Source organism: Lysinibacillus agricola (genome assembly GCF_016638705.1).
Classification (GTDB): Bacteria; Bacillota; Bacilli; order Bacillales_A; family Planococcaceae; genus Lysinibacillus; species Lysinibacillus agricola.
Genome location: NZ_CP067341.1, coordinates 729698 through 755085, shown reverse-complemented (window position 1 = coordinate 755085; position 25388 = coordinate 729698). Strand labels below are relative to the sequence as shown.

28 protein-coding genes are annotated in these 25388 nt (G+C 38.0%); 1 reads left to right on the top strand and 27 read right to left on the bottom strand.

Annotation, left to right across the window (positions count from 1 at the left end; all coding sequences use genetic code 11):
* Positions 1–2 precede the first annotated feature (2 nt).
* The 12 genes from atpA to rpiB all read right to left on the bottom strand — a co-directional run bounded on the left by atpA (position 3) and on the right by rpiB (position 9788).
* Positions 3–1511, bottom strand: coding sequence for a F0F1 ATP synthase subunit alpha (gene atpA / locus FJQ98_RS03625; protein ID WP_053596444.1), 1509 nt, complete (start codon positions 1509–1511; stop codon positions 3–5).
* 28 nt (positions 1512–1539) lie between these two features.
* Positions 1540–2076: a F0F1 ATP synthase subunit delta gene (locus FJQ98_RS03620; protein WP_053596445.1), complete on the bottom strand. Its 537-nt coding sequence runs from the start codon at positions 2074–2076 to the stop codon at positions 1540–1542.
* Positions 2073–2597 (bottom strand): F0F1 ATP synthase subunit B, encoded by a 525-nt coding sequence (gene atpF / locus FJQ98_RS03615; protein WP_053596446.1) that lies wholly within the window; start codon positions 2595–2597, stop codon positions 2073–2075. The genes FJQ98_RS03620 and atpF overlap by 4 nt, the downstream gene beginning before the upstream one ends.
* Positions 2598–2773: 176 nt before the next feature.
* Entirely contained in the window at positions 2774–2998 is a 225-nt protein-coding gene (gene atpE / locus FJQ98_RS03610; protein WP_004269474.1) for a F0F1 ATP synthase subunit C, read from the bottom strand.
* 64 nt (positions 2999–3062) lie between these two features.
* Positions 3063–3785 (bottom strand): F0F1 ATP synthase subunit A, encoded by a 723-nt coding sequence (gene atpB / locus FJQ98_RS03605; RefSeq protein ID WP_053596447.1) that lies wholly within the window; start codon positions 3783–3785, stop codon positions 3063–3065.
* 36 nt (positions 3786–3821) lie between these two features.
* A complete protein-coding gene (locus FJQ98_RS03600) occupies positions 3822–4193 on the bottom strand; it encodes an ATP synthase subunit I (RefSeq protein ID WP_053596448.1) in 372 nt (123 codons plus the stop codon).
* Positions 4194–4710: 517 nt separating this feature from the next.
* The gene (gene wecB / locus FJQ98_RS03595) at positions 4711–5832 is read right to left on the bottom strand and encodes a non-hydrolyzing UDP-N-acetylglucosamine 2-epimerase (protein ID WP_053596449.1); all 1122 of its coding nucleotides are present in this window, start codon (positions 5830–5832) and stop codon (positions 4711–4713) included.
* A 189-nt stretch (positions 5833–6021) separates the two neighbouring features.
* Positions 6022–6204, bottom strand: a complete 183-nt coding sequence (locus tag FJQ98_RS03590) for a hypothetical protein (RefSeq protein ID WP_143115009.1) — start codon at positions 6202–6204, stop codon at positions 6022–6024.
* Between the two features lie 261 nt (positions 6205–6465).
* Positions 6466–7095 (bottom strand): uracil phosphoribosyltransferase, encoded by a 630-nt coding sequence (gene upp / locus FJQ98_RS03585; RefSeq protein ID WP_053596450.1) that lies wholly within the window; start codon positions 7093–7095, stop codon positions 6466–6468.
* Between the two features lie 295 nt (positions 7096–7390).
* A complete protein-coding gene (gene glyA, locus FJQ98_RS03580; protein ID WP_053596451.1) occupies positions 7391–8632 on the bottom strand; it encodes a serine hydroxymethyltransferase in 1242 nt (413 codons plus the stop codon).
* Between the two features lie 60 nt (positions 8633–8692).
* Positions 8693–9235: a TIGR01440 family protein gene (locus FJQ98_RS03575; protein WP_053596452.1), complete on the bottom strand. Its 543-nt coding sequence runs from the start codon at positions 9233–9235 to the stop codon at positions 8693–8695.
* A gap of 115 nt (positions 9236–9350) precedes the next feature.
* Positions 9351–9788 (bottom strand): ribose 5-phosphate isomerase B, encoded by a 438-nt coding sequence (rpiB, locus tag FJQ98_RS03570; protein ID WP_053596453.1) that lies wholly within the window; start codon positions 9786–9788, stop codon positions 9351–9353.
* Positions 9789–10127: 339 nt separating this feature from the next.
* Between rpiB and FJQ98_RS03565 the strand changes: the two genes are divergently transcribed.
* Positions 10128–10364, top strand: a complete 237-nt coding sequence (locus tag FJQ98_RS03565; RefSeq protein ID WP_158003084.1) for a hypothetical protein — start codon at positions 10128–10130, stop codon at positions 10362–10364.
* Positions 10365–10569: 205 nt separating this feature from the next.
* On the opposite strand, the gene FJQ98_RS03560 is transcribed toward FJQ98_RS03565, so the two are convergent.
* From FJQ98_RS03560 to fsa, 15 genes are all read right to left on the bottom strand, one after another.
* Positions 10570–11853, bottom strand: a complete 1284-nt coding sequence (locus FJQ98_RS03560) for a methyl-accepting chemotaxis protein (RefSeq protein ID WP_053596454.1) — start codon at positions 11851–11853, stop codon at positions 10570–10572.
* A gap of 8 nt (positions 11854–11861) precedes the next feature.
* The gene (locus tag FJQ98_RS03555; protein ID WP_053596455.1) at positions 11862–12302 is read right to left on the bottom strand and encodes a low molecular weight protein arginine phosphatase; all 441 of its coding nucleotides are present in this window, start codon (positions 12300–12302) and stop codon (positions 11862–11864) included.
* Between the two features lie 24 nt (positions 12303–12326).
* Positions 12327–12824, bottom strand: a complete 498-nt coding sequence (locus tag FJQ98_RS03550) for a manganese efflux pump MntP (RefSeq protein ID WP_053596456.1) — start codon at positions 12822–12824, stop codon at positions 12327–12329.
* Between the two features lie 384 nt (positions 12825–13208).
* Positions 13209–14243 carry an L-threonylcarbamoyladenylate synthase gene (locus FJQ98_RS03545; RefSeq protein ID WP_053596457.1) on the bottom strand — a complete coding sequence of 345 codons (1035 nt, stop codon included), beginning with the start codon at positions 14241–14243 and terminating at the stop codon, positions 13209–13211.
* A 101-nt stretch (positions 14244–14344) separates the two neighbouring features.
* Positions 14345–14935 (bottom strand): stage II sporulation protein R, encoded by a 591-nt coding sequence (locus FJQ98_RS03540; RefSeq protein WP_053596458.1) that lies wholly within the window; start codon positions 14933–14935, stop codon positions 14345–14347.
* Between the two features lie 44 nt (positions 14936–14979).
* Entirely contained in the window at positions 14980–15840 is an 861-nt protein-coding gene (gene prmC, locus FJQ98_RS03535; protein WP_053596459.1) for a peptide chain release factor N(5)-glutamine methyltransferase, read from the bottom strand.
* A complete protein-coding gene (prfA, locus tag FJQ98_RS03530) occupies positions 15827–16903 on the bottom strand; it encodes a peptide chain release factor 1 (RefSeq protein WP_053596460.1) in 1077 nt (358 codons plus the stop codon). The genes prmC and prfA overlap by 14 nt, the downstream gene beginning before the upstream one ends.
* 155 nt (positions 16904–17058) lie before the next feature.
* A complete protein-coding gene (locus FJQ98_RS03525) occupies positions 17059–17631 on the bottom strand; it encodes a thymidine kinase (protein ID WP_053596461.1) in 573 nt (190 codons plus the stop codon).
* Positions 17632–17755: 124 nt separating this feature from the next.
* Entirely contained in the window at positions 17756–17959 is a 204-nt protein-coding gene (gene rpmE / locus FJQ98_RS03520; protein WP_010857976.1) for a 50S ribosomal protein L31, read from the bottom strand.
* A gap of 167 nt (positions 17960–18126) precedes the next feature.
* A complete protein-coding gene (locus tag FJQ98_RS03515; protein ID WP_053596462.1) occupies positions 18127–18933 on the bottom strand; it encodes a DUF6574 domain-containing protein in 807 nt (268 codons plus the stop codon).
* A 12-nt stretch (positions 18934–18945) separates the two neighbouring features.
* Entirely contained in the window at positions 18946–20331 is a 1386-nt protein-coding gene (locus FJQ98_RS03510) for a TcaA NTF2-like domain-containing protein (protein WP_201406621.1), read from the bottom strand.
* Positions 20332–20765: 434 nt separating this feature from the next.
* Positions 20766–22049 carry a transcription termination factor Rho gene (rho, locus tag FJQ98_RS03505; protein WP_053596464.1) on the bottom strand — a complete coding sequence of 428 codons (1284 nt, stop codon included), beginning with the start codon at positions 22047–22049 and terminating at the stop codon, positions 20766–20768.
* Positions 22050–22335: 286 nt separating this feature from the next.
* Positions 22336–23292 carry a class II fructose-bisphosphatase gene (gene glpX / locus FJQ98_RS03500; protein ID WP_053596465.1) on the bottom strand — a complete coding sequence of 319 codons (957 nt, stop codon included), beginning with the start codon at positions 23290–23292 and terminating at the stop codon, positions 22336–22338.
* A gap of 95 nt (positions 23293–23387) precedes the next feature.
* Positions 23388–24674, bottom strand: coding sequence for a UDP-N-acetylglucosamine 1-carboxyvinyltransferase (locus FJQ98_RS03495; RefSeq protein WP_053596466.1), 1287 nt, complete (start codon positions 24672–24674; stop codon positions 23388–23390).
* A 61-nt stretch (positions 24675–24735) separates the two neighbouring features.
* Complete coding sequence (gene fsa, locus FJQ98_RS03490; protein ID WP_053596467.1) at positions 24736–25386, bottom strand: fructose-6-phosphate aldolase; 651 nt, start codon at positions 25384–25386, stop codon at positions 24736–24738.
* Between the last annotated feature and the right edge of the window lie 2 nt (positions 25387–25388).

The window sequence follows — 25388 nt, the reverse complement described above, 5'->3', positions numbered from 1 at the left end:
ACTTATTCTGATTTAGCGAAAGTTTTTTTGAACTCAGTTAAAGCTGCTACGTAATCCGCATCAGGAGCAAGCTCTTTTGTAGTACGAACGTGATCTAAAACGTTTGTGTGGTTTGTTTCTAACCAGCTTAAGAATTCACCTTCAAAGCGAACGATATCTTGTACTGGAATATCATCTAAGTGACCTTTAGTTAATGCATAAAGGATGGCAACTTGTTTTTCAACTTTAAGTGGTTTGTTTAGGTCTTGTTTAAGAACTTCAACCGTACGTTTACCACGCTCAAGTTTAGCCAGTGTGATTTTATCTAAATCAGAACCGAATTGAGCAAATGATTCAAGTTCACGGAATGCAGCTAAGTCAAGACGTAGTGTACCCGCAACTTTTTTCATCGCTTTAATTTGAGCAGATCCACCTACACGTGATACAGAAAGACCCGCGTTAATCGCTGGACGTACACCTGAGTTGAATAAGTCAGATTGTAAGAATATTTGACCATCCGTAATTGAGATTACGTTAGTTGGGATGTATGCAGAGATATCCCCAGCTTGTGTCTCAACGAATGGAAGAGCTGTAATAGAACCATTTTGATATGTTTCATTCAACTTCGCAGCACGTTCAAGTAAGCGGCTGTGTAAGTAGAAAACGTCACCAGGGTATGCTTCACGACCTGGAGGACGGCGTAGAAGAAGTGAAAGTTCACGGTAAGCTGATGCTTGTTTAGAAAGATCATCATACACGATTAATACGTGCTTACCTTGTAACATGAATTCTTCTGCCATAGAAACACCAGCAAATGGTGCTAAATATAGTAATGGAGCTGGTTGAGACGCAGCAGCAGTTACAACGATTGTATAATCTAGTGCACCGTGCTTACGTAACGTTTCAACTACACCACGTACAGTTGATTCTTTTTGACCGATAGCAACATAGATACAAATCATATTTTCACCAGTTTGGTTTAAGATTGTATCGATTGCTACAGATGTTTTACCAGTTTGACGGTCACCAATGATTAACTCACGTTGACCACGACCGATTGGTACTAAAGCGTCAATCGCTTTGATACCAGTTTGTAGTGGTTCGTGTACTGATTTACGAGCCATTACACCGAAAGCTGGACTTTCGATTGGACGAGATTTTGTTGTGTTGATTGGACCTTGTCCATCCACTGGTTGACCAAGTGGGTTTACAACACGGCCAATTAGTTCTTCACCAACTGGTACTTCCATGATACGACCTGTACGACGAACTTCATCGCCTTCTTTGATGTCAGCGTATGGACCTAAGATTACGATACCAACGTTACCTTCTTCTAGGTTTTGAGCCATACCCATAACACCGTTAGAGAACTCTAGAAGCTCTCCAGCCATGGCGTTGTCGAGGCCATGAGCAAGTGCGATACCGTCACCAATACGGATAACTGTACCAACTTCGCTTACTTTAAGTTCAGACTCATAATTCTCAATCTGTTGTTTAATCAGACTGCTGATTTCTTCAGCCTTGATGCCCATGTATGTCACCTCTCACATTTCTAAATTATTAACCGATTAATTCACGTTTTAGGCGCTCAAGCTTGTTCGCTACTGAGCTATCATAAATATGATTACCGATTTGAACACGAATACCACCAAGAAGTGATGGATCAATTTCGTTTGTAATGTTTAATGATTGTTTCCCTACAAGTTTCGCAAATGTTGTAGAAATATTAGCGCTTTCTTCAGCAGAAAGTGCACGAGTAGAGAATACTGTTGCATCTGCAGTACCTTGTGCCTGTGCAGCAAGCTCAGCATATGCGTTCGCAATAAGCTTCACTTCGTTTACACGTTTTTTCTCAACAAGTAGTTGAACTGTGTGTAAAACATCTGGAGTTGCACTTGCAAAGATTTCAGCTACCATTTGTTTCTTACGTTCGATAGAGAACTTAGGAGCATTTAAAAGTGTTAAAAAATCAGGAGATTCTTTGACTACTTTTGTTAGCTCGTTTAAGTCTGCTCCAACTTCAGCAAGAATGTTTTTTTGTTGCGCTAGTTCAAAAAGCGCTTGTGCGTAACGTTTTGCTACAGTTGAATTACTCATCGAGCTTCCCCTGCCTTCGCAATCGTCTCTTCAATTAGAGCACGGTTGTCTGCCTCAGAAATCTCTTTGCTAAGGACTTTAGATGCTGCAAGTACTGATAATGAAACGACTTCATCACGTACAGCTGCAATAGCTTTTTCTTTTTCAGACTCAATTTCACGTAAAGCCGATTCTTTTAAGCGGTTCGCTTCATTGCGAGCTGCAGTAAGAATTTCTTCTTTTTGCACTTCGCCTTGCTTCTTAGCGCCTTCAACAATCGATTGTGCTTCCGTACGAGCTTCTTTAAGAAGGCTCTTTTGTTCTTCTAAAAATTTGTGCGAATCTTTGCGCGCTTTTTCAGCTGCTTCGATTTCACTAGCTACTAATTCTTCACGTTGTTGCATGATGCCCATAAGTGGACCCCAAGCGAACTTTTTAAGTAAAAACATTAACACTAAGAAAATGATTAATGTTGAGGCGATATCACCATTATTGAAACCTTCACCAGTGCCTGCACCTAGTACAAGATAATCTAAAAACACGATTGTTTCACTCCCTTCAAGAGCTTTGACTTCAACATAATAATTTAATTACTTGAAAAACTACCTATTTTAAAAAGCTATATTTACACATAGCTTTTATCAGTCCCAAAATGAAGGGCGAAGTTTCATCTGGAGAATCCTGCTTCGCCACTAGTAAAATTCAGTGTACAACTGAATTATTTGTTCATTACGATGAATGCTACTACTACTGCGATGATCGGTAGGGCTTCAACTAATGCAACCCCGATGAACATTGTAGTTTGAAGAACGCCACGAGCTTCTGGTTGGCGAGCGATACCTTCTACTGTTTTTGAAACGATAAGACCGTTACCAATACCTGCACCAAGTGCACCTAAACCGATTGCGATTGCTGCTGCTAATAAACCTAATGAACCTGTCATTTGAAAATTTCCTCCTTGGAATTGTTTGTTTTTTTTAATTCAAGCATATGGTGTATGCTTTATATTAATGGTCATCGCTCACTTTATGAGCCATGTAAACCATTGTTAACATTGTGAAGATAAAGGCTTGGATAAAGCCGATGAACATAGAGAAACCTTGCCATGCCATCGTAGGAACAATTGCTCCGATGAATCCAATAGCACCAGATGATGCTAAACCTGCAAGTAAGCCAAGTAAAATCTCACCCGCATAAATGTTACCGTAAAGACGAAGACCTAATGTTAAAGTGTTGGCAAACTCTTCTACGATTTTTAGTGGGAACATGAATGACATTGGCTTGAAGAATGTACCAACATAATGGCCTGTACCCTTCATTTTAATACCATAGTATTGAGTTAAGACTAAAATCATTGCTGCAAGCGTCATTGTAACAGTTGGGTCAGCTGTAGGAGATTTCCACCAAAGTGTGTGGTCATAGACGATAGAGAATGGAAGACCTAATAAGTTAGATACAGCGATGAACATAATAAGCGTGATACCTAAAATGTGGAATCGTCCACCAGTTTTCCAGTCCATGTTGCTTTTGATGATGTTCTTTACGAAATCCATAATCCATTCCATAAAGTTTTGCATACCAGTAGGTTTCAACTTTAGACTTCTAGTTGAGATAAATGCGATTAAGAAAACGATTAAGGCCGCAACTAGTAACATCATAACAGTTGAAAGGTTGAACGTTAGTGTAAACAAACCAAAATCAACCTCTTTTAATGGAGCTTCATGATTCATTGTTATTTTTCACCTCTCTTTCTAATTTAAAGCACATTAGTGGTTCCTTACATGTGACACAATTCTCTCGACAAAGAGAAAAACGTACGGAAGCATTAGCCCTATGACCGTGCTAATTAAGTGAAAATAGTTTGGCAACGAAATGGCTAGAGCGACTGCCGCTACACCTGATGCAAAGCGAAGCGCTGTACCAAGCGAGCCTATCTTCTTCCCTTCACTAATGGATCGATCAAACTTCTCCATACGGCGAACTAAAATCCAAAAATTATACGTACCAAAGAATGCACCGATTGCGATGCCCGCAAAAACCGTCTGATAGGGCGTAAATCCCCAGCCTAATGCACAGAGTGCGAGCAAAAAAAATAACGCTCTTTTCTGCACAGCAAAAATGTGATGCAAATCTAGCATTGGTTTATAATCTCCTGAATCATTTTTTCGAGTAAAGAAAACGTTTGCTGACCACTATGTGAAATCAGAAAAGAGCAGTGAAAAACACTACTCACAGCGGAATAGTAACGGGAGAGTCATTTTGAAATTACAGGTGTAAATTCAAAAAAATGCCTTACACCCCGAAACGCACAAAACGTTGCAAATCGACAGTTTTGTTTTGAACTGTCAATTTAGTAGAAACTTGATATAACAAGTGTTTCAACCTCTATTAACGAATAGAAACCCTTATCATTCTTACCCTTTGTAAGCATACAATAGGAGATATTTGAAGTCAATTAGTAAAGGAGAAAAACTTCACAGCCACTATACTCTTGTCAAATTGTTGACAAATTTGTGTATGAAATTTCATAGTTTTAAAATTAAATTGCACAATTATGCAAAAAAAAGCTAATTTACGACACATTTATGCTCGTAAATTAGCTTACCCATAACAATAGGTACATTAGACTTATTTTTTAGTTCCAAAAATAGTACATTACTTGCTTTTTTGTAAAAATTCTAGAAGTGCCTTTACAATACGCTCAGAAGCATGCCCATCACCATAAGGATTTGATGCTTTCGCCATTGCTTCATAGGCATTTTTATCTTCTATTAATTGTTTTGCTAGAGAATAGATAGTTTCTTCTTCCGTCCCTGCCAACTTTAAAGTCCCTGCCGCAATACCTTCAGGACGCTCTGTTGTATCTCTAAGCACTAGAACTGGTTTGCCTAATGAAGGTGCCTCTTCTTGAACGCCACCAGAATCAGTTAAAATCATATAGGAATTTGCCGCAAAGTTATGGAAATCGAAGACTTCAAGGGGTTCAATTAAATGTACACGCTTGTGATCTCCTAAAATTTCATTAGCAATTTCTCGTACTGCTGGGTTCATATGCACTGGGTAAACAACTTGCACATCCTCATGCTCTGCTAAAATTCTAGTAATCGCTCGGAACATATGACGCATTGGTTCACCTAGATTTTCACGACGATGCGCTGTTAATAAAATCATACGATCTGTACCTATTTTTTCTAATACAGGATGTGAATAATGTTCACTTACTGTTGTAGCTAATGCGTCAATAGCTGTATTACCAGTTACAAAAATAGTTCCAGGGTTTTTATTTTCATCTAAAAGATTTTTCTTTGATACTTCTGTCGGTGCGAAATGAAGGTCGGCCATGACACCTGTTAACTGGCGATTCATTTCCTCTGGGTATGGGGAATACTTATTCCACGTACGAAGACCTGCTTCCACATGTCCGATAGCAATTTGATTATAAAAGGCAGCTAAGCTTGCAATGAAAGTTGTTGCTGTATCGCCATGTACTAAAACAATATCTGGCTTTGCTTCTTTCATGACTTTGTCTAAGCCTTGTAATGCATTAGTTGTCACGTCAATTAATGTTTGACGATCCTTCATAATATTTAAATCGTAGTCTGGTGTAATTTTAAATGTTTCTAATACTTGATCGAGCATTTGGCGATGTTGGGCTGTTACCGTCACAATCGATTCTATTTGCTCAGGATGTTTTTGTAATTCCAATACAAGTGGAGCCATCTTAATAGCCTCTGGTCTCGTACCGAAAATCGTCATTACTTTCCATTTTTTCATCAAAACGATCTGCACCGTCCTTTGTTATATTGTATGAAAAGTCATTTACTCCCGTTGATCTGCGTCATATGAGGCAAGTGTCGAACTTCAAAAGAAGTAATTCACCTAAACATACTATGAAACGTCCTTCAATATTGAAGGACGCTTCCAAAAGTTATAAGTTGCCTAAAAATTACATACTGAACCTGTTTATTATTGGCTTATCATCATAACCTGGGGTTGATTTCCGTTCCGACTGGGCGCTTTGTTGCTGCCGCTACGCTTTCGCACAGATAAAACATTTGTCGCTGACGCTTCGCTTTCGCACAGATAAAACATTTGCCGCTGACGCTTCGCTTTCGCGCAGAGCAGAGCTTCCTGTGGGCTTCGGGGCAACAGATGTTTTTTGCGCGAAAGCGTAGTGCTAACGAAGCGTCAGCGGCAGGATGTTGGTCACGAAGGCTTTATCACAGGACGTGATGCCTTTAGCCTTCGTTCCCCTACCCACTTCGCTTGCGCTCCAGGGTCTCATCTGTGACGCTAATCCCCAAGGAGTCACCCAGTCTCCACTCAAATCAACATGACATACGTTTTATCAAAATGTCATCCTAACTTTCAGTGGTGAACCTTGTTATCACCGTTGAAAACTGTTCAGTATTATTTCGTACCGAATAGACGGTCTCCTGCATCACCCAAACCAGGTACAATATAGCCATGGTCATCTAATTTTTCATCAAGTGCAGCAATATAAATATCTACATCCGGATGCTCTTCTTGAATAACTTTTACACCCTCTGGCGCAGCAATTAAGCACATGAATTTAATGCTTTTCGCACCACGTTTTTTTAGTGAGTTGATCGCTTCCACTGCTGAACCACCAGTTGCAAGCATCGGGTCTACAATGATGAAATCACGTTCTTCAACATCTGCAGGAAGTTTTGCATAGTACTCTACAGGTTTTAAAGTTTCTGGATCACGATAAAGACCAATATGACCAACCTTTGCAGCTGGAATTAGTTTTAATACGCCATCTACCATACCAATACCTGCACGTAAAATCGGTACAATCGCAATTTTCTTACCAGAAAGTACTTTTGTCTTCGCAACTGTAACAGGTGTTTCAACTTCAATTTCTTCTACTGGCATATCACGAGTAATTTCAAATGCCATTAATGTTGCAACTTCGTCTACTAGCTCACGGAATTCTTTTGTTCCTGTATTCTTGTCACGAATATAAGTTAACTTGTGTTGGATTAGTGGATGATCAAATACATATACTTTGCTCAAAGGGATTCTCTCCTAACCGTTCGGATTTCATTTTTATCTCACCTAGTATAACAGAAAATAGGAGTCGTCTCAAAAATAAATTTGGGACAACTCCTTTTCAAAAATGTTTATTGCATGTAAGATCGATTATTCACCGAGTATCGTGGCATCATTAATAGCATTGATAAAGTTTTGATCTATTTTCTAATCTTTATAAATAGATAAGGAAAAGCCTGTTCCAAAGTCGTCCACTGAAGTTAAAAAGCTGCGATTAAAGTGTAATATATCACTTTAATCACAGCCTTATAGATTTTAATTATGCGTATAATGGATGGTTGTCAGTTAAAGCTTTTACGCGAGCTTTTGCTTCAGCTTTGACCGCTTCATCCTCTGGGTTTTTAAGAACTGCTGCAATAATTGCACCAACTTCTTTCATGTCCTCCTCTTTGAAGCCACGAGATGTCACAGCTGGTGTACCAATACGGATACCAGAAGTTACGAATGGAGATTCTGTATCATAAGGGATTGTATTTTTATTTGTTGTAATACCTACTTCATCAAGTGCGTGCTCTGCAACTTTACCTGTTAAACCAAGAGATTTCACATTAAGAAGTAACAAGTGGTTATCAGTACCACCAGATACAATTTCAACACCTTCAGCAATTAATACTTCTGCTAAAGCTTTAGCATTAGCTTTAATTTGTTTTGCATAGTCTTTGAATTCTGGCTGTAATGTTTCACCGAATGCTACAGCTTTTGCAGCGATCACGTGCATTAATGGTCCACCTTGGATACCTGGGAATACAGATTTGTTTAGCTTTTGCTCCCATTCTTTTGAAGCAAGGATTAAGCCACCACGTGGGCCACGTAATGTTTTATGTGTTGTAGATGTCACAAAATCAGCGTATGGCACTGGTGATTGATGTTCGCCAGCAGCTACAAGACCAGCGATATGTGCCATATCCACCATGAAGTATGCTCCTACTTCATCAGCGATTTCACGGAATTTAGCGAAATCGATTTCACGTGGGTATGCAGATGCTCCTGCAACAATTAGTTTTGGCTTATGCTCTAATGCTTTTTGGCGTACATCTTCATAATCGATTACTTGAGTATCTTTTGTTACCCCATATTCAACGAAATTATATAGAATACCTGAGAAGTTTACAGGAGATCCATGTGTTAAGTGACCACCATGAGAAAGATTCATACCAAGAACAGTATCACCTGGTTCTAAAATTGTGTGGTATACAGCCATGTTTGCTTGTGCACCAGAGTGTGGTTGTACGTTTGCATATTCTGCGCCAAAGATTTCTTTCACACGATCACGTGCGATATCTTCCACAACATCTACGTGTTCACAACCGCCATAGTAGCGTTTACCTGGATAACCTTCAGCATATTTATTTGTTAGAACAGAACCTTGTGCTTCCATTACCGCTTCAGATACAAAGTTTTCTGATGCGATTAACTCGATATTTGCTTGTTGACGTTTTTTTTCTGCAAGAATTCCGTCTAATACTGCTTTGTCTTGTACTGCTAATTTTTCGTATGCCATGTTTGAAAAAGCCTCCTAAGTATAATCGTTAATTGTATACCACTGATTTCAGAGGTAATTTTATTTGTATACTGCACGTTCTCCGCCAATCAGCTTTGGACGTGTTGTTGCAATTGTTACAACTGCTTCTCCTACCATTCGCACAGAAGTACGAACTGGAACAGCAACTGCCTTTAAATGCATACCAATGAGTGTTTGACCAATATCAATACCTGCATTTGCCTGTACAGCTTCCACAACAACTGGATTTGTAAAGTGGGTAAACGCATAAGCAGACATCGAGCCACCCGCTGTACGAACTGGTACAACTGATACTGGTTCATAGCTAAATTGTTCTGCCGTTGTTGCTTCCATTGTTATAGCACGATTAATATGCTCACAGCCTTGGAACGCTAAATGCAACTGATGTTTCTTTGCAAATGCCTGCAACGGCTCAAAAATCGCCTCTGCGGTTTCAAGCGCGCCTGCTGTGCCAATTTTCTGACCAATCACTTCAGATGTCGAGCAGCCTACGACAAAAATTGTATTTGGTCGTAAAGTTACCTGCTCTTCAAATTCACTGAGTAACTGAGTCAAATGTGCTCGTATTTGTTGTACAGCCACTATGCTCAGCCCCTTTAATTTTATATCTATTTATGTCACACACTAAAAAGCACTCAGATTTTCTGGATGAAACCGTCATGCTTTTGTCATGTGCTAACAAACATAATTACTTTACTTATTGCTCTAGTTCAGCGATTTTTTCAATGCGACGTGTATGACGACCACCTTCAAAATCCGTTTCAAGCCATACTTTAACGATTTCACATGCAAGGCCTGGCCCAATAACACGCTCACCCATCGCTAAAACATTTGAATCATTGTGGCAACGCGTTGCCTTTGCGCTGAATACATCATGCACTAAAGCACAACGAATCCCTTTAACTTTATTTGCAGCAATGGACATACCAATACCTGTGCCACAAATTAAAATACCTTTATCAAATTCCCCGCTAGCAACACCTTCAGAAACTGGTTTTGCATAATCAGGATAGTCTACTGAATCCGCAGATTGTGGACCAAAATCTTCGTAGCTAATATTTAGCTCATCTAACAGCTGCATAATCTCACGACGTAAGTTATTGCCTCCGTGATCAGAAGAAATTGCTATTCTCACTGGGTTCCCTCATTTCGAAATTATAGTCAACACTAGTGTACCACTTCTATCTCAAGAATAACATGATTTTTCTTGCGTTTTTTTGCTGATTTTCCCTAAAAGACGAACATTTCTTGTAATGTCATACAAAATCATTCACTTTTAAACCTGTTTACCTGTGGATACTATGAATATCATGTTGATAAATTCGGATAACGGTCTTTTGTTGTATTATTCCATCTTCTGAAGTTTTTTTAGTTTTTCAACTACAGTGGACATACTATATCAATATTTTTTCTAGGTATTACCAGTAGAACGGTTCTATATCAAAATGTTAGGTATGGCACAAGGTGGGCCTCCTTGGTTTTGATGGTTCTTTCCGGGGTTTTGGTGATTCTATTCAGCGTTTCGGTGATTCTATCCTTCTCTTTGGCTGTTTTATCCGTCACTTCCTTGATTCTTTCCTTCACTTTGGCTCTTTTATCCGGCGCTTCGTTTTCTATCCTTCGCTTTGGCTCTTCTATCCGTCGTTTCCTTGATTCTATCCATCGCTTTAACTCTTTTATCCGGCGCTTCGTTTTCTATCCGCCGCTTTGACAGTTCTATCCGCCACTTCAGCTCTTCTATCCTTCACTTCCTTGATTCTATCCGTCGCTTTGACAGTTCTATCCGCCGCTTTGCCACTTCTTTCTATCGACACTTCCATCTCTACAGGCACTACGCGAAGCCTTAATAAGACAAATAAAAAAACTGTAGCAAACTCGATTAACCACCCGAGTTTGTCTACAGTCTAAAATTACATCTATGCTTGTCTATCAAATTGTTGAATCATTTTATGCAGCTCGTCTGATTGTTTCTTTAAGCCTTCTGTTAGTTGCTCAACTTGCTCAATTGCATATGCTTGTTCTTCTGCTGCACTACGAACCTCTTGTGCACCCGCTGATGTCTCTTGAGCAATGGCTGCAACTTCTTGAGATTGACGAGCAGTTGTTTCAATATTATGCATTTGTTGTTCGATCAGTGAAGAAATTTCCACAATTGATGTTGCCATTTCATGCACACTTGACGACATACCTTCTACAGCTGTCGTAGTTTCTGATACACGTGCAGCTTCTTTTGTCGCAAATGCTACTTGCTGATTCATTTGTTTTACAACAATTTCAACGTTTTGTTGCATCGATTGAATAAGAGATGTAATGCCTTGTACCGCTTTCGCACTTTCATCAGCCAAACCACGAACTTCTTCAGCTACAACAGCAAAGCCTTTTCCATGTTCTCCAGCACGTGCTGCCTCAATCGAAGCATTTAAAGCTAGTAAATTTGTTTGGGCTGCAATATCGCCAACTAAGCTAATGATGCGCTCTACTTGTCCAGCATTATCCTCTAATACACGAATGCTTTCTAATGCTTCATTATTACCTGTCGCAATTTGTTGAATACTATTCACTAACGTTTCGATAGCTTTTGTTGTTGTCGTTAAATTATGTAGAATCTCTTTGGATTGCGTTGCTGATGCCTCGGCTCTACTATTTACTTCTGTAGCAAGAGCTCGTACATCTTCAATTGCTTCAGCTGTATCTTGTACTGCCGTAGCAGATGCCTCTGCGCCTGTAGAAATATGCTTTACTGTAGAGGCAATACCTTCCGCTTTTTTTGTTGCAACAGCTGCTTCATCAGATAGATGAATTATCGTTTGATTTGTTTGTTGGAAGTTATGATCTATACTTTCCACCATTTGTCGTAAATTTAACACCATTTGTTGGAATGCCTCTGCAACAGAACGAATCTCATCACTTGTTTTCGGCATTTCTACATCCTGTCCAATTTTACCTTCTGCTACACGGGAAGCTGAATTTTCAAGCTGCTGTAAAGGTTTAATTAAGATTACACTGAAAATCCCAGCCAAAATGCCTGACCACGCAATCCCTGACACATAAGTAAAAATTTCAAACAGTTTACGATTGGTCTCTGGGAAGAAGGTAGGTTGTAAATATTCGATGAATATAAAACTAATACTGTACGTAATTAGTGCAAGAATACTGACAAATAATACTAGTTTAAGTCGTAAGCCAAACTGTTTTTTCATAGCGCCCCTCAATTCTCTTCAAGTTTTTTTACTAAGCTTTCTACCAGTTCCTTCAATTCTGCAAAAGTTACTTCATAAATTTCTTTACTACCACCGTAAGGATCTACAACATTTCCTACGCTACCTTCGCTTGTATATTCTTTAAAAGTAAAAACTTTTTGTTCTGCATTTGGACAATTGGCGATGATGGTATCTTTATGGGCTGTTGTCATAGTTAAAATTAAATCAGCCCACTCTATTTCAGTCATTGATAATTGTGTTGCTGAATGCTGATGTGTCATATTTGCTTCATTTAATACTTGTTGTGCATGTGCAGACATTTCAGCATTAGGCATGGCATAAATACCCGCTGAACGGACCTCAATATTGTCAATTTGTTTATGTTTTAAAATAACCTCTGCCATCGGACTGCGACAAGTATTCCCGGTACAAACAAATAGTATTTTCACACTTATCACCCTCCTCTGTTTTCTCTATTGCCAAATAGCTAGAAAACTCATAATGATTAAAAAAGCCCCTGTAATTATTTGGAATTTATTACCCAGTAAGACTTGACTTCTACGTGCAATGACTAATGACCCATAAGAGCAAATAAGAGCACTCACACCTGCACTAATAATAAATACTGTTTTCTCTAAGTTTAGCATACCAAAAGAAACACTTACTGAAAAGGTATCTAGGCTTGCGGTCACAGCTAAAAGTATGGGTGAAATTGTTACCTTCTCATCTTTTTGCGAGAATAACAGTAAATGCAAGCCGATACAAAATAATAAAATACTTGAAATCCATTGTCCCCATTCTAACAAGAAACGAACTAAATAGTTTCCTAATTCGAAACCTAGTAACGGGAAAAGCATATGCAAAGCAGCCGTCCACACCGACAAAAATAATCGATATCTAACATTAGGTATTAATACATATAAACCAATCACATCAACAGACGTTATAATACCTGCAAGAATCCCCTGCAAGAAAGCACTCCTTCGCTCCCTAATATTTTATCATTTTATGCTCGAAAATACAGTATTATCATAATACAATTTCCTTACAAAAAAGATGTTAAAAGTCCCCCCCACCATAACAATTACCTTATGTTATGGTAAAAATTCGCTACGCTTTCCAAACCATAGCGCGAATACATGAATCTAAGCAGATTTTTATCCCGTTTATTAACGGGCAGCAATTTATCTGTACCGAAAGCGAAGCGTCACTCCCACCTCAAAATTCAGCAACAGCAAAGAAGTTAGGTGGGAGAAGGCATGATTAATCAGTGGGAATGATGAAAATCCCCACTGATTAAAAAAATAGCATGCCAGAAGTAACTTCTAGCATACTATTTTCATTTAATATTTTATTTAGGGAGTATACCATTTTCCACCAGCAGCTTTTTCAAGTCGATTCATAATCGCAGCTCCTACTCCTTCAGTTGATGTAGTAGTCGCTAGGATAATTGTAGCTGCTGTTTTATCGCAGGCCCTTAATGCATGGTACAATGTCGCACCCATTTCTTCTTTACTTCCAACTTCTCCAATTGAGAAATAAAAATCTGCCTCGATGTCTTCAAAGCTAGCCGGAGCAAGTAGTGCTACTTTATGCCCTTGTTTTTGTAATTGATGTACAGCCTCATGAACTTTCTCTAAATCACATTCAATTAATAGCACAGGAGCGTTTGGAGCATAGTGCGTATATTTCATACCAGGGGCTTTTGGGGTAGCCTCTAATTTTTGCTCTATTTTTGTCGGCTGAATAACTGGACCAATTTTAGCCTCTAACATTTCCCTTGTGATGCCACCTGGACGTAAAATAACTGGAGGTTCGTGTGTAACATCTAACACTGTGGATTCTAGCCCAATTCCAGTAGAACCTCCATCTAAAATATAAGGTATGTACCCTCCCAAATCATCCTGAACATGTATTGCCTCTGTAGGACTTGGCTTCCCACTACGATTCGCACTCGGCGCAGCAAGTGGCTTTTTTAATTGTCGAAGTAATGCGAGTGCAACTGGATGATCTGGCATACGAATGCCTACAGTAGCTAGTCCAGCTGTCACACTGTTTGCTAGCACATTTGGTTTTACAGGCATAACAAGCGTAAGTGGACCTGGCCAAAATAAATCTATGCATTTTTTGGCTACTTCTGAAATATGCTCTATATAGAGTTCAACTTCTTCTTTCGTGCCAATGTGGACAATTAGCGGATTGTCTGAAGGACGACCTTTTGCTTCAAAAATCTTTTTGACTGCTGTGTCATTTGTTGCTACAGCTCCTAAGCCATAAACCGTTTCTGTTGGAAATGCCACAACCTCACCTGCATTTAAGATATCCACAGCCTGTGTATAATTTGTCTGACTATTCACATTACTATCCACATTCTTGCAAACGGTTTCCATGATAAATACCTTCCTTCGATTATTCGTTTTCACTGAATTATCCACATAATGTTTATAACTTATTAAAAATTGTGTATAAGTTATCTGAATTTGTGCACAATTCATGCAAAAAAACCTTTAATCCATTCCCATAAAAAGAATGTAACCTGTTCCTTCTCTTCTTCTTTTTGTTCTTCTTTATCGGGTTCACAAATTGATGGGAATATGCTACACCACCAGTTATCACCACGTGCATCACCGATTTTCACGACAATAGATTGATACATATTTTGTGGATAAAGCACAGCGTTCTGTGTCTTTGGTGGAAATAAGTTATCCCCAAGTATAATTTGTGTATCAAGCTGTGGATAATTTTCTTTTATTTCTGCTTCAATTTCTTGTTTTAATGAAGTAATTTGCTCATTATCCATAATTCCTGCTCCAGCACTAGCTACTACTTGCTTAAAATACGGCTTTAAATCTTTGACAAGCTGCTCCTTTTCAAGCTGATCCTGTGTCGTATTGCTATTGGCAATAACGCGTATACGAAAATCATTTTCTTGCTCATAATTCGTAGCTTCTTTCGCAAAACCTACTAATGATGGAATATATAAAATACATAATTGTAAAGCGATCGCAATTAATACTAATCTTGCAAAAGCTAGAAAGACATTTTGTTTTGGTAATCTAATAAACTTGTATTCATTTAACATAAAAACCCCTCCTTGCTCAACATTGTGGGCAAGAAGAAGATACTTTATACATGAATTTCACAAAAAATCATTCGGGGCTTACCATTAATATCTTTTTCTATTGAAATGGTAGCCTGTGGAAAACTATTTTTAAAGAATTGAGCCACCTGCTCTCCTTGTGTATAACCGATTTCAAGACCAATAAGGGCTGGCTTATTCATAAGGGCTGGTAGCTGTTCAGCCAATTTTCTATATAAAATAAGTCCGTCTTCTTCTGCAAAAAGAGCATTATGTGGTTCATGCTCTAGCACGGTATTTGACATCTCTTTCGCTTCATCAAAAGCGATATAAGGTGGATTCGATAAAACGATATCAAATTTCTCACCTGACAAAGGCTTCGTTAAATCCCCTAGACGAAAATCAATATCCGCCGCTAACTTTTGTGCATTTTTTTGTGCTGTAGCTAAAGCAGCTTCGGATAAATCAGTAGCTATGACTGTTAGCTCTGGACATTCTAGCTTCATAGAAATAGCAATTGCACCACTACCAGTTCCGATATCCGCAAGCTTCAATGCTTGATCATTAAACATTTTATTCATGCGATTGATTGTTCCAAGCACTAATTCCTCCGTCTCAGGTCTGGGGATAAGCACTGACTCATCGACAATAAATGAACGACCATAAAATTCTTCACTGCCAACACAATACTGTACAGGTCGTCCACTCACATGCTCTTCGATAAGTTCTTTAAATTCCTCTTTTTGTTCAGCTGTTAATACGTCCTGCAGATGTAACATTACTTCTGAATAACTAGTGCCAAGTATATGCTGCATGACAATACGTGCTGCTGTTTCCTCATGACCATTATCCACTAAAAAAGAAGAAGCCCATTGAAGGGCCCCCATTACATTATTATAGGTCATCATTTAATCGCTCTAACTTTGATGCTTGCTCTTCTAAAATGAGCGTATCAATGATTTCGTCTAATCTACCTTCGACGATTTGGTCTAATTTTTGAATCGTTAAACCAATACGGTGGTCTGTTACACGGTTTTGTGGATAATTGTATGTGCGAATACGCTCAGAGCGATCGCCTGAACCTACAGCTGATTTACGTGTGGCGTCGATTTCCTTTTGTGCTTCTTGCATATACTTATCAGCAACACGAGCACGCAGAATTTTCATTGCCTTTTCACGGTTTTTAATTTGTGATCGTTCATCCTGCATCGATACAACAACACCTGTCGGTAAGTGAGTCATACGCACAGCTGACATCGTTGTATTTACGGATTGACCACCGGCACCAGATGATGCAAATGTATCCACTCGGATATCTTTCTCATGGATGTCAACATCTACTTCTTCAACTTCAGGTAAGCAAGCTACTGTCGCTGTCGATGTATGAATACGCCCTTGAGATTCTGTTGCAGGTACACGTTGTACACGGTGTGCGCCATTTTCAAATTTGAACTTTGAATATGCGCCTTGACCGTTAATCATAAAAATAACTTCTTTATAGCCGCCCATTGGATTTGGCGTCGCTTCCATCACGTCAATTTTCCAGCCTTGTGTCTCAGCATAACGAGAGTACATACGGAATAAATCTCCCGCAAAAATATTCGCCTCGTCTCCACCAGCCGCACCACGAATCTCCATAATAACGTTTTTATTATCATTAGGATCTTTTGGAATTAATAAAATACGTAAACGTTCTTCTAACTCTTCTTGCTGTTCTTTTAGAAGGTTGAATTCTTCTTTCACCATCTCATGCATCTCAGAATCTTTTTCATTATCTAGCATCTCACGTGTATCAGCTAATTGCTCTTTTACACTTTTATATTCACGATAAGCATCTACAGTTTCCTGGATATCTGATTGTTCCTTGGAATATTCACGTAATTTTTTACTGTCATTCACAATATCAGGATCACTTAAAAGCTCTGTTAGCCTTTCGTAACGATCCTCCACTGCTTGTAATCGATCGAACATGGATTTCACCTCTATTTAATTTTTTAAGACATTTGCTCTTTTGTATTACTGAGAATTACGCTAAGGCGTAATGACTTTTATGAACATTCTTTATTTCCACTACTTAGTATAAGGAAATTTTCGCATGTATGCTACTTTTTCTGAGCCGTTTTGCGTTATAGCGGCGGATGCGCATGACACTTTCGACAAACTGGATAATAGGAATCATTCCCTCCAATTTGAATTTGATCACCTGTATAAACAGGATTTCCACTTTCATCAACACGCAAATTCATTGTCGCCTTTTTATGACAGAACCAGCAAATTGTTTTCATTTCCTCAATTTTATCTGCATATGTAAGCATGTACTGACTGCCTTCAAATAACTCATTTTGGAAATCGTTTTTTAGACCGAAGCCCATAACTGGAATATCTAACTCATCTACGATATATGCTAACTGCAAAACATGTTCTTTTTTTAGAAATTGTACTTCATCAACGAGTACACAGTATGGTTTTACAGCATTGTTTTTTACTAGCTCAAAAATATTTGTATCATCATTAACAGGAATGGCTTGTTGACGTAAGCCTACTCGACTTGAGATAAAGCCTACTTCATCTCGCGTATCTATGCCTGGTGTAAACATCATTACAGGTTTTTGTTGTTCTTCATAGTTATGCGCAACTTTTAAAATTTCTATGGATTTACCACTATTCATCGCACCGTGTTTAAAATATAGCTGTGCCATTTTGTCTTCTCCCTTTCTTCATGTCGATCTGGATACCGAAAAGACTCGCATCAACGTTCATTTATATTGGTTATACTGAAAAAAATACCTGCCAAGCACATGCTTGGCAGGTATTAAACTAACATTAGTTTTTAAGACCGTATTTTTTGTTGAAACGATCCACGCGACCATCAGCAGACGCGAATTTTTGACGGCCAGTATAGAATGGGTGACAGTCGTTGCAGAACTCGACAACGATGTTTTCTTTTACTGAACCAGTTTTGAAAGTATTACCACAAGAGCAAGTTACTGTTGCTTCTTTGTAATCTGGATGAATTCCTTGTTTCATATTCGTTTTCTCCTCTCGCCCTGAACCATCTGGAACAGAGTATAATCGAACTGTACCTTACATAGCCCGAATATGTCGGCTACATATGTACACGTTGCATACTTAGCAATAATACCATATAAAATATACATTTGACAATAGTTTTGAATGTATTAACGATTAGGTATTTATAAGAGGAAATCTAAAAAGTTTCCTATAGTTGAATCTATAATAAATGAGAAGATAATTGCAGATAAAATACCTGTTACTACTAAATAGAAAATAAAACCGTAAAAACTATCAATGCTTTTAGATTTATTACTTAACAACTTAATCATTACAAAAATAGGGATACAACCAAGAACTAACACAAATCCAATGTATAACATCATGATTGAATACTTGTATGATCCCAATAAGCCTAATAAAATACTTAAAACTGTAATGGCAACGGGTAGTGTGTAATAATTTCCTATTTTACTAATAACATTTGTAAAACTAAGATTTTCAGAAAATAGTTTTGAGGTTAAAAATATAGCTAATACATTTATTGCTATTAGTAAAGAAATAAATAAAGACATATAGAAAAATACTTGAATGAAGGATGGTCCATAGCTTTCAAAGAATCCAAATCCTCCAGAAAGGAATTTTTTTATTAACACAAATACTGATAACGCTGTTAATAAAACATAGAGAATTATACTGGTAACACTATTTTTCCAAGCTGCTTCTACATTAAAATTGGTAGACGGCATTTTAATTTGTTCTAGAAAATAATTAAAGTATAACTTAGATTGCTTTTTAATTAATTCCATTTGCTCACTACTTTGCGTAGTCCCCTGATCAGTCTGTGCATATTGTGACTGTGGTTGTTCATCACTCATGCTATTTATTGTTGCAGCTTGCTCAAGTGCAGCATTTTCAAATGGAGTTCCACATTTTCCACAGAATTTCCCATCATCCTGTGTATGGCCACATGTTAAACAGTTTTTCATAAATACACCTCGTTAAAATTTTGTCTTTTTCGTATCTAAATCAACAATTTCATCAATAAAGTATTCTCCATTTTCATACGAAAAGACATACTTCTTTTTACGTTCATAATTAGTAGAGCCTTCTTTATCTGAAGAATAATTAAACGTTTCGAATGACTGTAACTCAAATTGCTTATCTGATAACGTTTTAAATGCAGTAATATCATTTAATAAAAAATCATAGTTGTAGCCAGGAATGTTATCATGATCTGTTACAAATTTTGCATAATCTTTTTTTATTTTGCTTCCTTCTTTAAAATATTCCTCAATGTAATCAAAATTTGTATATCGAATAGCTGATGCGTAGTCTGAACGGTAATTTTTATAAATATTTTTAATTAAATCTTCATGTTCGGCCATTTTTTGCTCCGTACGAATATGCTCAAAGGCTAAATAGATTGAATCATTCTCTAATGGTAATACCTCTGACTTCACTGCGTTACCATTTTTATCTTGACTTTGCGCATAAATTTCAATTTTGCTATTTAGTTGCGCTGGATAAAGCTCGCTTAATTCACTTACTTTTTTTTCAGTTGATTTACCATTTACATATACTATGGCATCCTCTAAATCCGAATCCACAGATACTGTCTGGAAATTCCAATCCATATCAATTTCAGCAATATTTTCAGATTGTGCTTTAAGTATTACATTACCTTTGTTTGCTAAAGGCATATAACCTTCTTCATAGCTATAAGACCAAGCATACTCACCTGGAATATATTTACCGAGGTTTAATTTTTCCCCTTCACTTTTACTAACAACTTCCTTATCACCAAATTTTATCGTCATATTTTTAAAAGGAGCATGAATATATACCTCTGTTGGAATAACTGTGAATTCAACTTTGTTATATAGTCCAAATAAAATAGGTTTACTATTAGCAGAAATAAACTCACCATTATTGTATATAATGTCAGGGTTTTCATTTTTCTTTATTCGTTCAACCTCATTTGTAAGTTGATCTCGTAAGTTTGTCCAACCATAATCTTTAACAATTGCGTAAAAGTTTTTGGCATTAGCTTCAGTACCTTCTTTTACATAAAACTCTTGAAAGAAAACTTCTTTATCTTGATTGTTGTATGCTTCATTCATTGCACTAATTTGCTTTGTAGGATCGTATATACTGCTTAGAACAAAATGTACAATAATAAGCACTAACAACACGCTACCTGAGATAGAATATATCCATTTCTGTTTGTTAGTCATTTTTTGCAGGGGAGCTATTTCTTGAGTACTTAATTTTGGTTCATTTTTCTCAGATGTTTTTTGTTGAGCATTCTGAAGGCTTTTACCACAGTTTGTACAAAACAATGCTTCTTCACTATTTTGCTCCCCACAAGTTGTGCAAAATTCCATTAATAATCACCATTCCCTATATATTATAACAAAATTATACAATAAAAAATTGTAAATTAATAGATTGTTTTACTACGATTTATTCATGTTTTTTCATTTTTTATACATTTAAGTCATGTAATTTTATATATACGCCAACAGGAAAATAGTATTAGAAAACAGATGTGTCGATTAACTATTTTTATCCATTTCCATTAATTAGAAGGCTCTGATTTCCACGACGAGCCGCTTCCAAGCTTATTCTCCACCTAATTTCATTTTTATCGGAATATTACCTCATTTTATCGGAACAATCTCAGCATTTATCGGAACATTATCTCGTTTTATCGGAACAATCTCAGCATTTATCGGAACATTATCTCGTTTTATCGGAACAATCTCTTTTTAATGAAAAAAATCACCATCAACTATTACTAGTCAATGGTGATTCATGTTTATAGTAGGCCCTTACCTTTAGTAGCTTTTTTCATATCTTCATTTAACTTTTCAAAGAATTCTTCATTTGATTTTGTCGTACGTATTTTTTTCAGGAAGCGCTCCGCGAAATCCGGTGCGTCCGAGAATGTTTTACGAATCGCCCACAGCTTTTCAAGTTGCTCAGGCTCAAGCAGAAGCTCTTCCTTACGTGTACCTGAACGACGGATATCAAGCGCAGGGAAAATACGACGCTCTGCTAATTGACGATCAAGATGCAGCTCTAAATTACCTGTCCCTTTAAATTCCTCATAAATGACCTCATCCATACGAGACCCTGTATCCACTAAAGCTGTCGCTAAAATTGTTAAGCTACCACCTTCTTCAATATTCCGTGCAGAACCGAAGAATCGTTTTGGTCTATGGAAAGCAGCTGGATCAATACCACCTGAAAGCGTACGACCGCTTGGTGGAATAACTAAGTTATAAGCGCGTGCTAAACGTGTAATAGAGTCCATTAAAATAATAACGTCACGCTTATGCTCAACTAAGCGACGTGCACGTTCTAACACAATCTCTGCCACTTTCACATGATTTTCTGGGACCTCATCGAAAGTTGAGCTCACTACATCTGCATTCACAGATCGTTCAATATCAGTTACTTCCTCAGGGCGTTCATCAATAAGTAAGACAATTAACTCTGCATCAGGATAATTTGTTGTAATGGCATTCGCTATTTCTTTTAATAACGATGTTTTCCCTGCCTTTGGTGGTGCAACGATCAATCCACGCTGACCAAAGCCCACAGGTGCCACTAAATCCATAATACGAGTCGATAAATTGCGTTGTGATGTTTCAAGCTTAATTTGTCGATCAGGGTATAAAGGCGTTAATGCAGGAAAATGCACACGTTCCTTTGCCACTTCTGGGTCTTCGCCGTTAACAGCATCCACTTGTAGTAGTCCATAATAGCGTTCGTTTTCTTTAGGTGGACGTACTTTACCAGACACCTTGTCCCCATTTCGTAGGTCAAAGCGACGAATCTGAGAAGCAGAAATATAAATATCCTCTTTACTTGGTGAATAGTTAATTGGTCGAAGGAAGCCAAAGCCCTCTTGCGAAACAATTTCTAGTACGCCTTCCATAAAGAAATAGCCCTCTTGCTCTGAACGTGTTTTCAAAATAGCAAATATTAATTCTTTTTTCGTTAGCTTGCTATAATATGAAATTTTATATTGGCGTGCAAGGGCGTAAAGCTCTTTTAACGTCATGTTTTCTAATTGAGCGATTGTCAATGCAGACATATGCACAACTCCAGTCTTTTTCAAAATATAATGCAATTAAATTGGGGTTATCATAGAAGTTTTTTTTACGATTGGCTCTGTTTTAAGTTGTTCTTTCCGTACCTGTTAGCGTTTTCTTTTTTAAGTCAGAAATTAGCAGTGTGAAGCAGAGCTATAGGTACTTCAGTCAACCATACAAAAACATTGAAGTATAACATAGCCATATAAAACTATGGGATGGTTTAAATTTAGAAGAAGGTACCTAGCGCAAAAAGATGCACTAGGTATAGTTTAGAAGAAAATTTAATTAATAGCTAGGTTTTTTATCAAGAGCGTGGCGACCTTCTACAAAACGCACAGTTCCAGATTTCGCTCGCATTACAACTGAATGTGTTAATGCATAGGCTCCTTTATACTGAACACCTTTTAATAGCTCGCAATCTGTTACAGCTGTCGCTGCAAAAATAGCATCGTCACCTTTAACTAGATCATCTAAATAAAGAACTTTTTCTACATCTACGCCCATTTTTTTGCAGCGCTCTAGCTGTTCCTCATCTTCTGGCACTAGTTTCGCTTGGAAGTCTCCACCTAGACATTTTAATGCAACTGCCGAAATAACACCTTCTGGAGCACCACCTGTACCAAACATAATATCAATGCCGGTTTCATCAAAAGCAGTATTGATAGCTGCTCCAACGTCGCCATCTTGAATAAATTTAATACGTGCGCCAGCTTCTCGAATTTCATCAACAATTGCTTGGTGACGTGGTCGATCTAAAAGAGTAGCTACCACGTCTGAAATATCTTTATTTTTAGCCTTCGCTACCTGTAATAAATTATACGTAACAGAAGCATTAATATCGACCTTACCAGCCGCTTCCGGTCCTACTGCAATTTTCTCCATGTACATATCGGGCGCATTTAACAGATTCCCCTTATCTGCAATGGCAAGAACTGTCATCGCACCATTCGTACCCTTCGCCACAATATTTGTACCTTCTAGAGGGTCAACTGCAATATCTACTTTAGGACCTCCATTACGTAAGCCAAGCTCTTCACCAATATAAAGCATTGGCGCTTCATCCATTTCGCCTTCACCAATTACTACTGTAGCATGCATTGGAATTGTATCGAACATTACGCGCATCGCTGTCGTTGCTGCATCATCTGCCTCAATTTTCAAACCGCGACCCATCCATTTCCCGGATGCGATTGCTGCTGCCTCTGTTACTCGTACTACTTCCATCGATAAACTACGTTCCATTGTTCTTTTTGCCTCCCGTTATCGGCATACTTCTTCACCGAAACATTCAAATTACCTCTATTGTAACATAGTTAGTTCAAAACTTTTAGCTCTCATTATTCCTTTGCCTCTGCTACGCGTGCTATTATTGTTTCACGTCGAATATCAGCGCCTAAATCACGTAATTTCTCAATAAGTGAGCTATAGCCGCGCTCAATATGATAAATATCATGAATTTCTGTTTCACCTTCAGCTAAAAGGCCTGCTAATACTAATGCGGCACCAGCACGAAGGTCAGTAGCTGTTACAGTTGAACCCTGTAATTTACTAGGGCCTGTAATAATAGCTGTATTTCCTTCAACACGTGCATTGGAATTCATACGACGAAGTTCATCAATATGCTTAAACCGAGCTGTATAGATTGTATCTGTTACCCTTGAGGAACCAAATGCCTGAGACATTAATACAGCAAGTGGCTGCTGTATATCCGTTGGGAACCCCGGATACACTAATGTTTTAACATCAACTGCATGCAATGTGGATAGGTCCGTTTTTGGCACAAAAATACTTTCTTCACCGATGTCAATCTTCACACCCATTTCACGAAGCTTTGCAATAATCGCCTCTAAATGTAATGGAATAACATTATCAATTGTAACGCCTTCACCTAAAGCGGCAGCCATAATCATAAACGTGGCAGCTTCAATACGATCTGGAATAATCGTATGCTCCGTACCATGAAGCTCTTCAACACCTTCAATACGAATAACACTCGTACCTGCACCTTTAATATTAGCACCCATGTTAGTTAGAAGAGTTGCCACATCAATAATTTCTGGTTCTTTCGCTGCATTTTCAATAACCGTACGTCCCTTTGCAAGGACAGCAGCTAACATAATATTAATTGTAGCTCCAACACTGGCAACGTCTAAATATATTTTTGCGCCAATTAATTCATCAGCACGTAAATAAATCGCTCCATGCTCATTAGTGATTTTCGCACCTAATGCCTCAAAGCCTTTTATATGTTGGTCAATAGGACGTGGCCCTAAGAAGCAGCCTCCAGGTAAACCAATCACAGCTTTTTTAAAGCGACCAAGCATAGCGCCCATTAAGTAATAGGAGGCACGAAGCTTTTTCACGTTGCCGTTTGGTAGTGGCAAAGCAATCATGTTCGTTGGGTCAATTGTCATCTTGCCATCCTCAAAAGAAACTTCCCCACCGATTTCCTCTAATAAAGCTTGTAATGTCCATGCATCAGAAATTTCAGGAATCCCTCCAATTGTCACTGGAGAGTTCGCCAAAATTGATGCTGGAATTAAGGCGACTGCACTATTTTTTGCACCACTAACTTTAATTGTACCCTTTAGACGATTTTCGCCTGTAATTTTATAAACATCCATTTTGCGTTCTCCCTCATGATTGGAAAGTAATTTTTTGCGATTGGCTCACTATATAATCTTATTATTCGCCTTTTCTCTTATTCCAATCCGCTAAAAATCCTTCAATTCCTTTTTCCGTTAATGGATGGTTGAAAAGTTGTTTTAATACTTTAAAAGGAGTAGTTGCAATGTGTGCACCAGCAAGTGCTGCAGCCGTTACATGCTGTGGATGACGGATAGATGCAGCGATAATTTGCGTGTCGATATTATGAATTGTGAAAATATCTGCAATTGTTTCAATTAGCTCTACACCATTTTGCCCCATATCATCTAAACGGCCGATAAATGGTGATACATATGTAGCACCCGCACGAGCAGCCATTAATGCTTGGTTTGCACTAAAAATTAATGTTACGTTCGTTTTAATACCTTTGTCTGCAAAGAAGCGACACGCCTCTAAGCCAGCAGGAGTCATTGGTAATTTAACTGTAATATTCGGAGCAATAGCAGCTAATTCTAAGCCTTCTTTAATCATACCTTCTGCATCTAGAGCAATTACTTCCCCACTCACAGAGCCGTCTACAAGCTCTGAAATTTCACGAAGTCGATCATAGAAAGAAACGTTCTCTTCTTTAGCCACTAATGATGGGTTTGTTGTAACTCCTGATAAAATACCCCATGCATGTGCTTCTTTAATCTCTTCAAAGTTTGCTGTATCAATGAAAAATTTCATAA

What these genes read in the sequence shown, in the direction of transcription:
- FJQ98_RS03495 (WP_053596466.1), bottom strand. Translation starts at nt 24,674, where the DNA reads ATGGATGTTTATAAAATTACAGGCGAAAATCGTCTAAAGGGTACAATT.
- FJQ98_RS03515 (WP_053596462.1), bottom strand. Translation starts at nt 18,933, where the DNA reads ATGAAAAACTGTTTAACATGTGGCCATACACAGGATGATGGGAAATTC.
- FJQ98_RS03510 (WP_201406621.1), bottom strand. Translation starts at nt 20,331, where the DNA reads ATGGAATTTTGCACAACTTGTGGGGAGCAAAATAGTGAAGAAGCATTG.
- FJQ98_RS03560 (WP_053596454.1), bottom strand. Translation starts at nt 11,853, where the DNA reads ATGAAAAAACAGTTTGGCTTACGACTTAAACTAGTATTATTTGTCAGT.
- prmC (WP_053596459.1), bottom strand. Translation starts at nt 15,840, where the DNA reads ATGATGACCTATAATAATGTAATGGGGGCCCTTCAATGGGCTTCTTCT.
- prfA (WP_053596460.1), bottom strand. Translation starts at nt 16,903, where the DNA reads ATGTTCGATCGATTACAAGCAGTGGAGGATCGTTACGAAAGGCTAACA.
- FJQ98_RS03525 (WP_053596461.1), bottom strand. Translation starts at nt 17,631, where the DNA reads ATGGCACAGCTATATTTTAAACACGGTGCGATGAATAGTGGTAAATCC.
- atpE (WP_004269474.1), bottom strand. Translation starts at nt 2,998, where the DNA reads ATGACAGGTTCATTAGGTTTATTAGCAGCAGCAATCGCAATCGGTTTA.
- FJQ98_RS03545 (WP_053596457.1), bottom strand. Translation starts at nt 14,243, where the DNA reads ATGGAAACCGTTTGCAAGAATGTGGATAGTAATGTGAATAGTCAGACA.
- FJQ98_RS03540 (WP_053596458.1), bottom strand. Translation starts at nt 14,935, where the DNA reads ATGTTAAATGAATACAAGTTTATTAGATTACCAAAACAAAATGTCTTT.
- atpB (WP_053596447.1), bottom strand. Translation starts at nt 3,785, where the DNA reads ATGAATCATGAAGCTCCATTAAAAGAGGTTGATTTTGGTTTGTTTACA.
- glpX (WP_053596465.1), bottom strand. Translation starts at nt 23,292, where the DNA reads ATGGAACGTAGTTTATCGATGGAAGTAGTACGAGTAACAGAGGCAGCA.
- FJQ98_RS03600 (WP_053596448.1), bottom strand. Translation starts at nt 4,193, where the DNA reads ATGCTAGATTTGCATCACATTTTTGCTGTGCAGAAAAGAGCGTTATTT.
- fsa (WP_053596467.1), bottom strand. Translation starts at nt 25,386, where the DNA reads ATGAAATTTTTCATTGATACAGCAAACTTTGAAGAGATTAAAGAAGCA.
- FJQ98_RS03620 (WP_053596445.1), bottom strand. Translation starts at nt 2,076, where the DNA reads ATGAGTAATTCAACTGTAGCAAAACGTTACGCACAAGCGCTTTTTGAA.
- atpA (WP_053596444.1), bottom strand. Translation starts at nt 1,511, where the DNA reads ATGGGCATCAAGGCTGAAGAAATCAGCAGTCTGATTAAACAACAGATT.
- glyA (WP_053596451.1), bottom strand. Translation starts at nt 8,632, where the DNA reads ATGGCATACGAAAAATTAGCAGTACAAGACAAAGCAGTATTAGACGGA.
- rpmE (WP_010857976.1), bottom strand. Translation starts at nt 17,959, where the DNA reads ATGAAACAAGGAATTCATCCAGATTACAAAGAAGCAACAGTAACTTGC.
- rho (WP_053596464.1), bottom strand. Translation starts at nt 22,049, where the DNA reads ATGTCTGCATTGACAATCGCTCAATTAGAAAACATGACGTTAAAAGAG.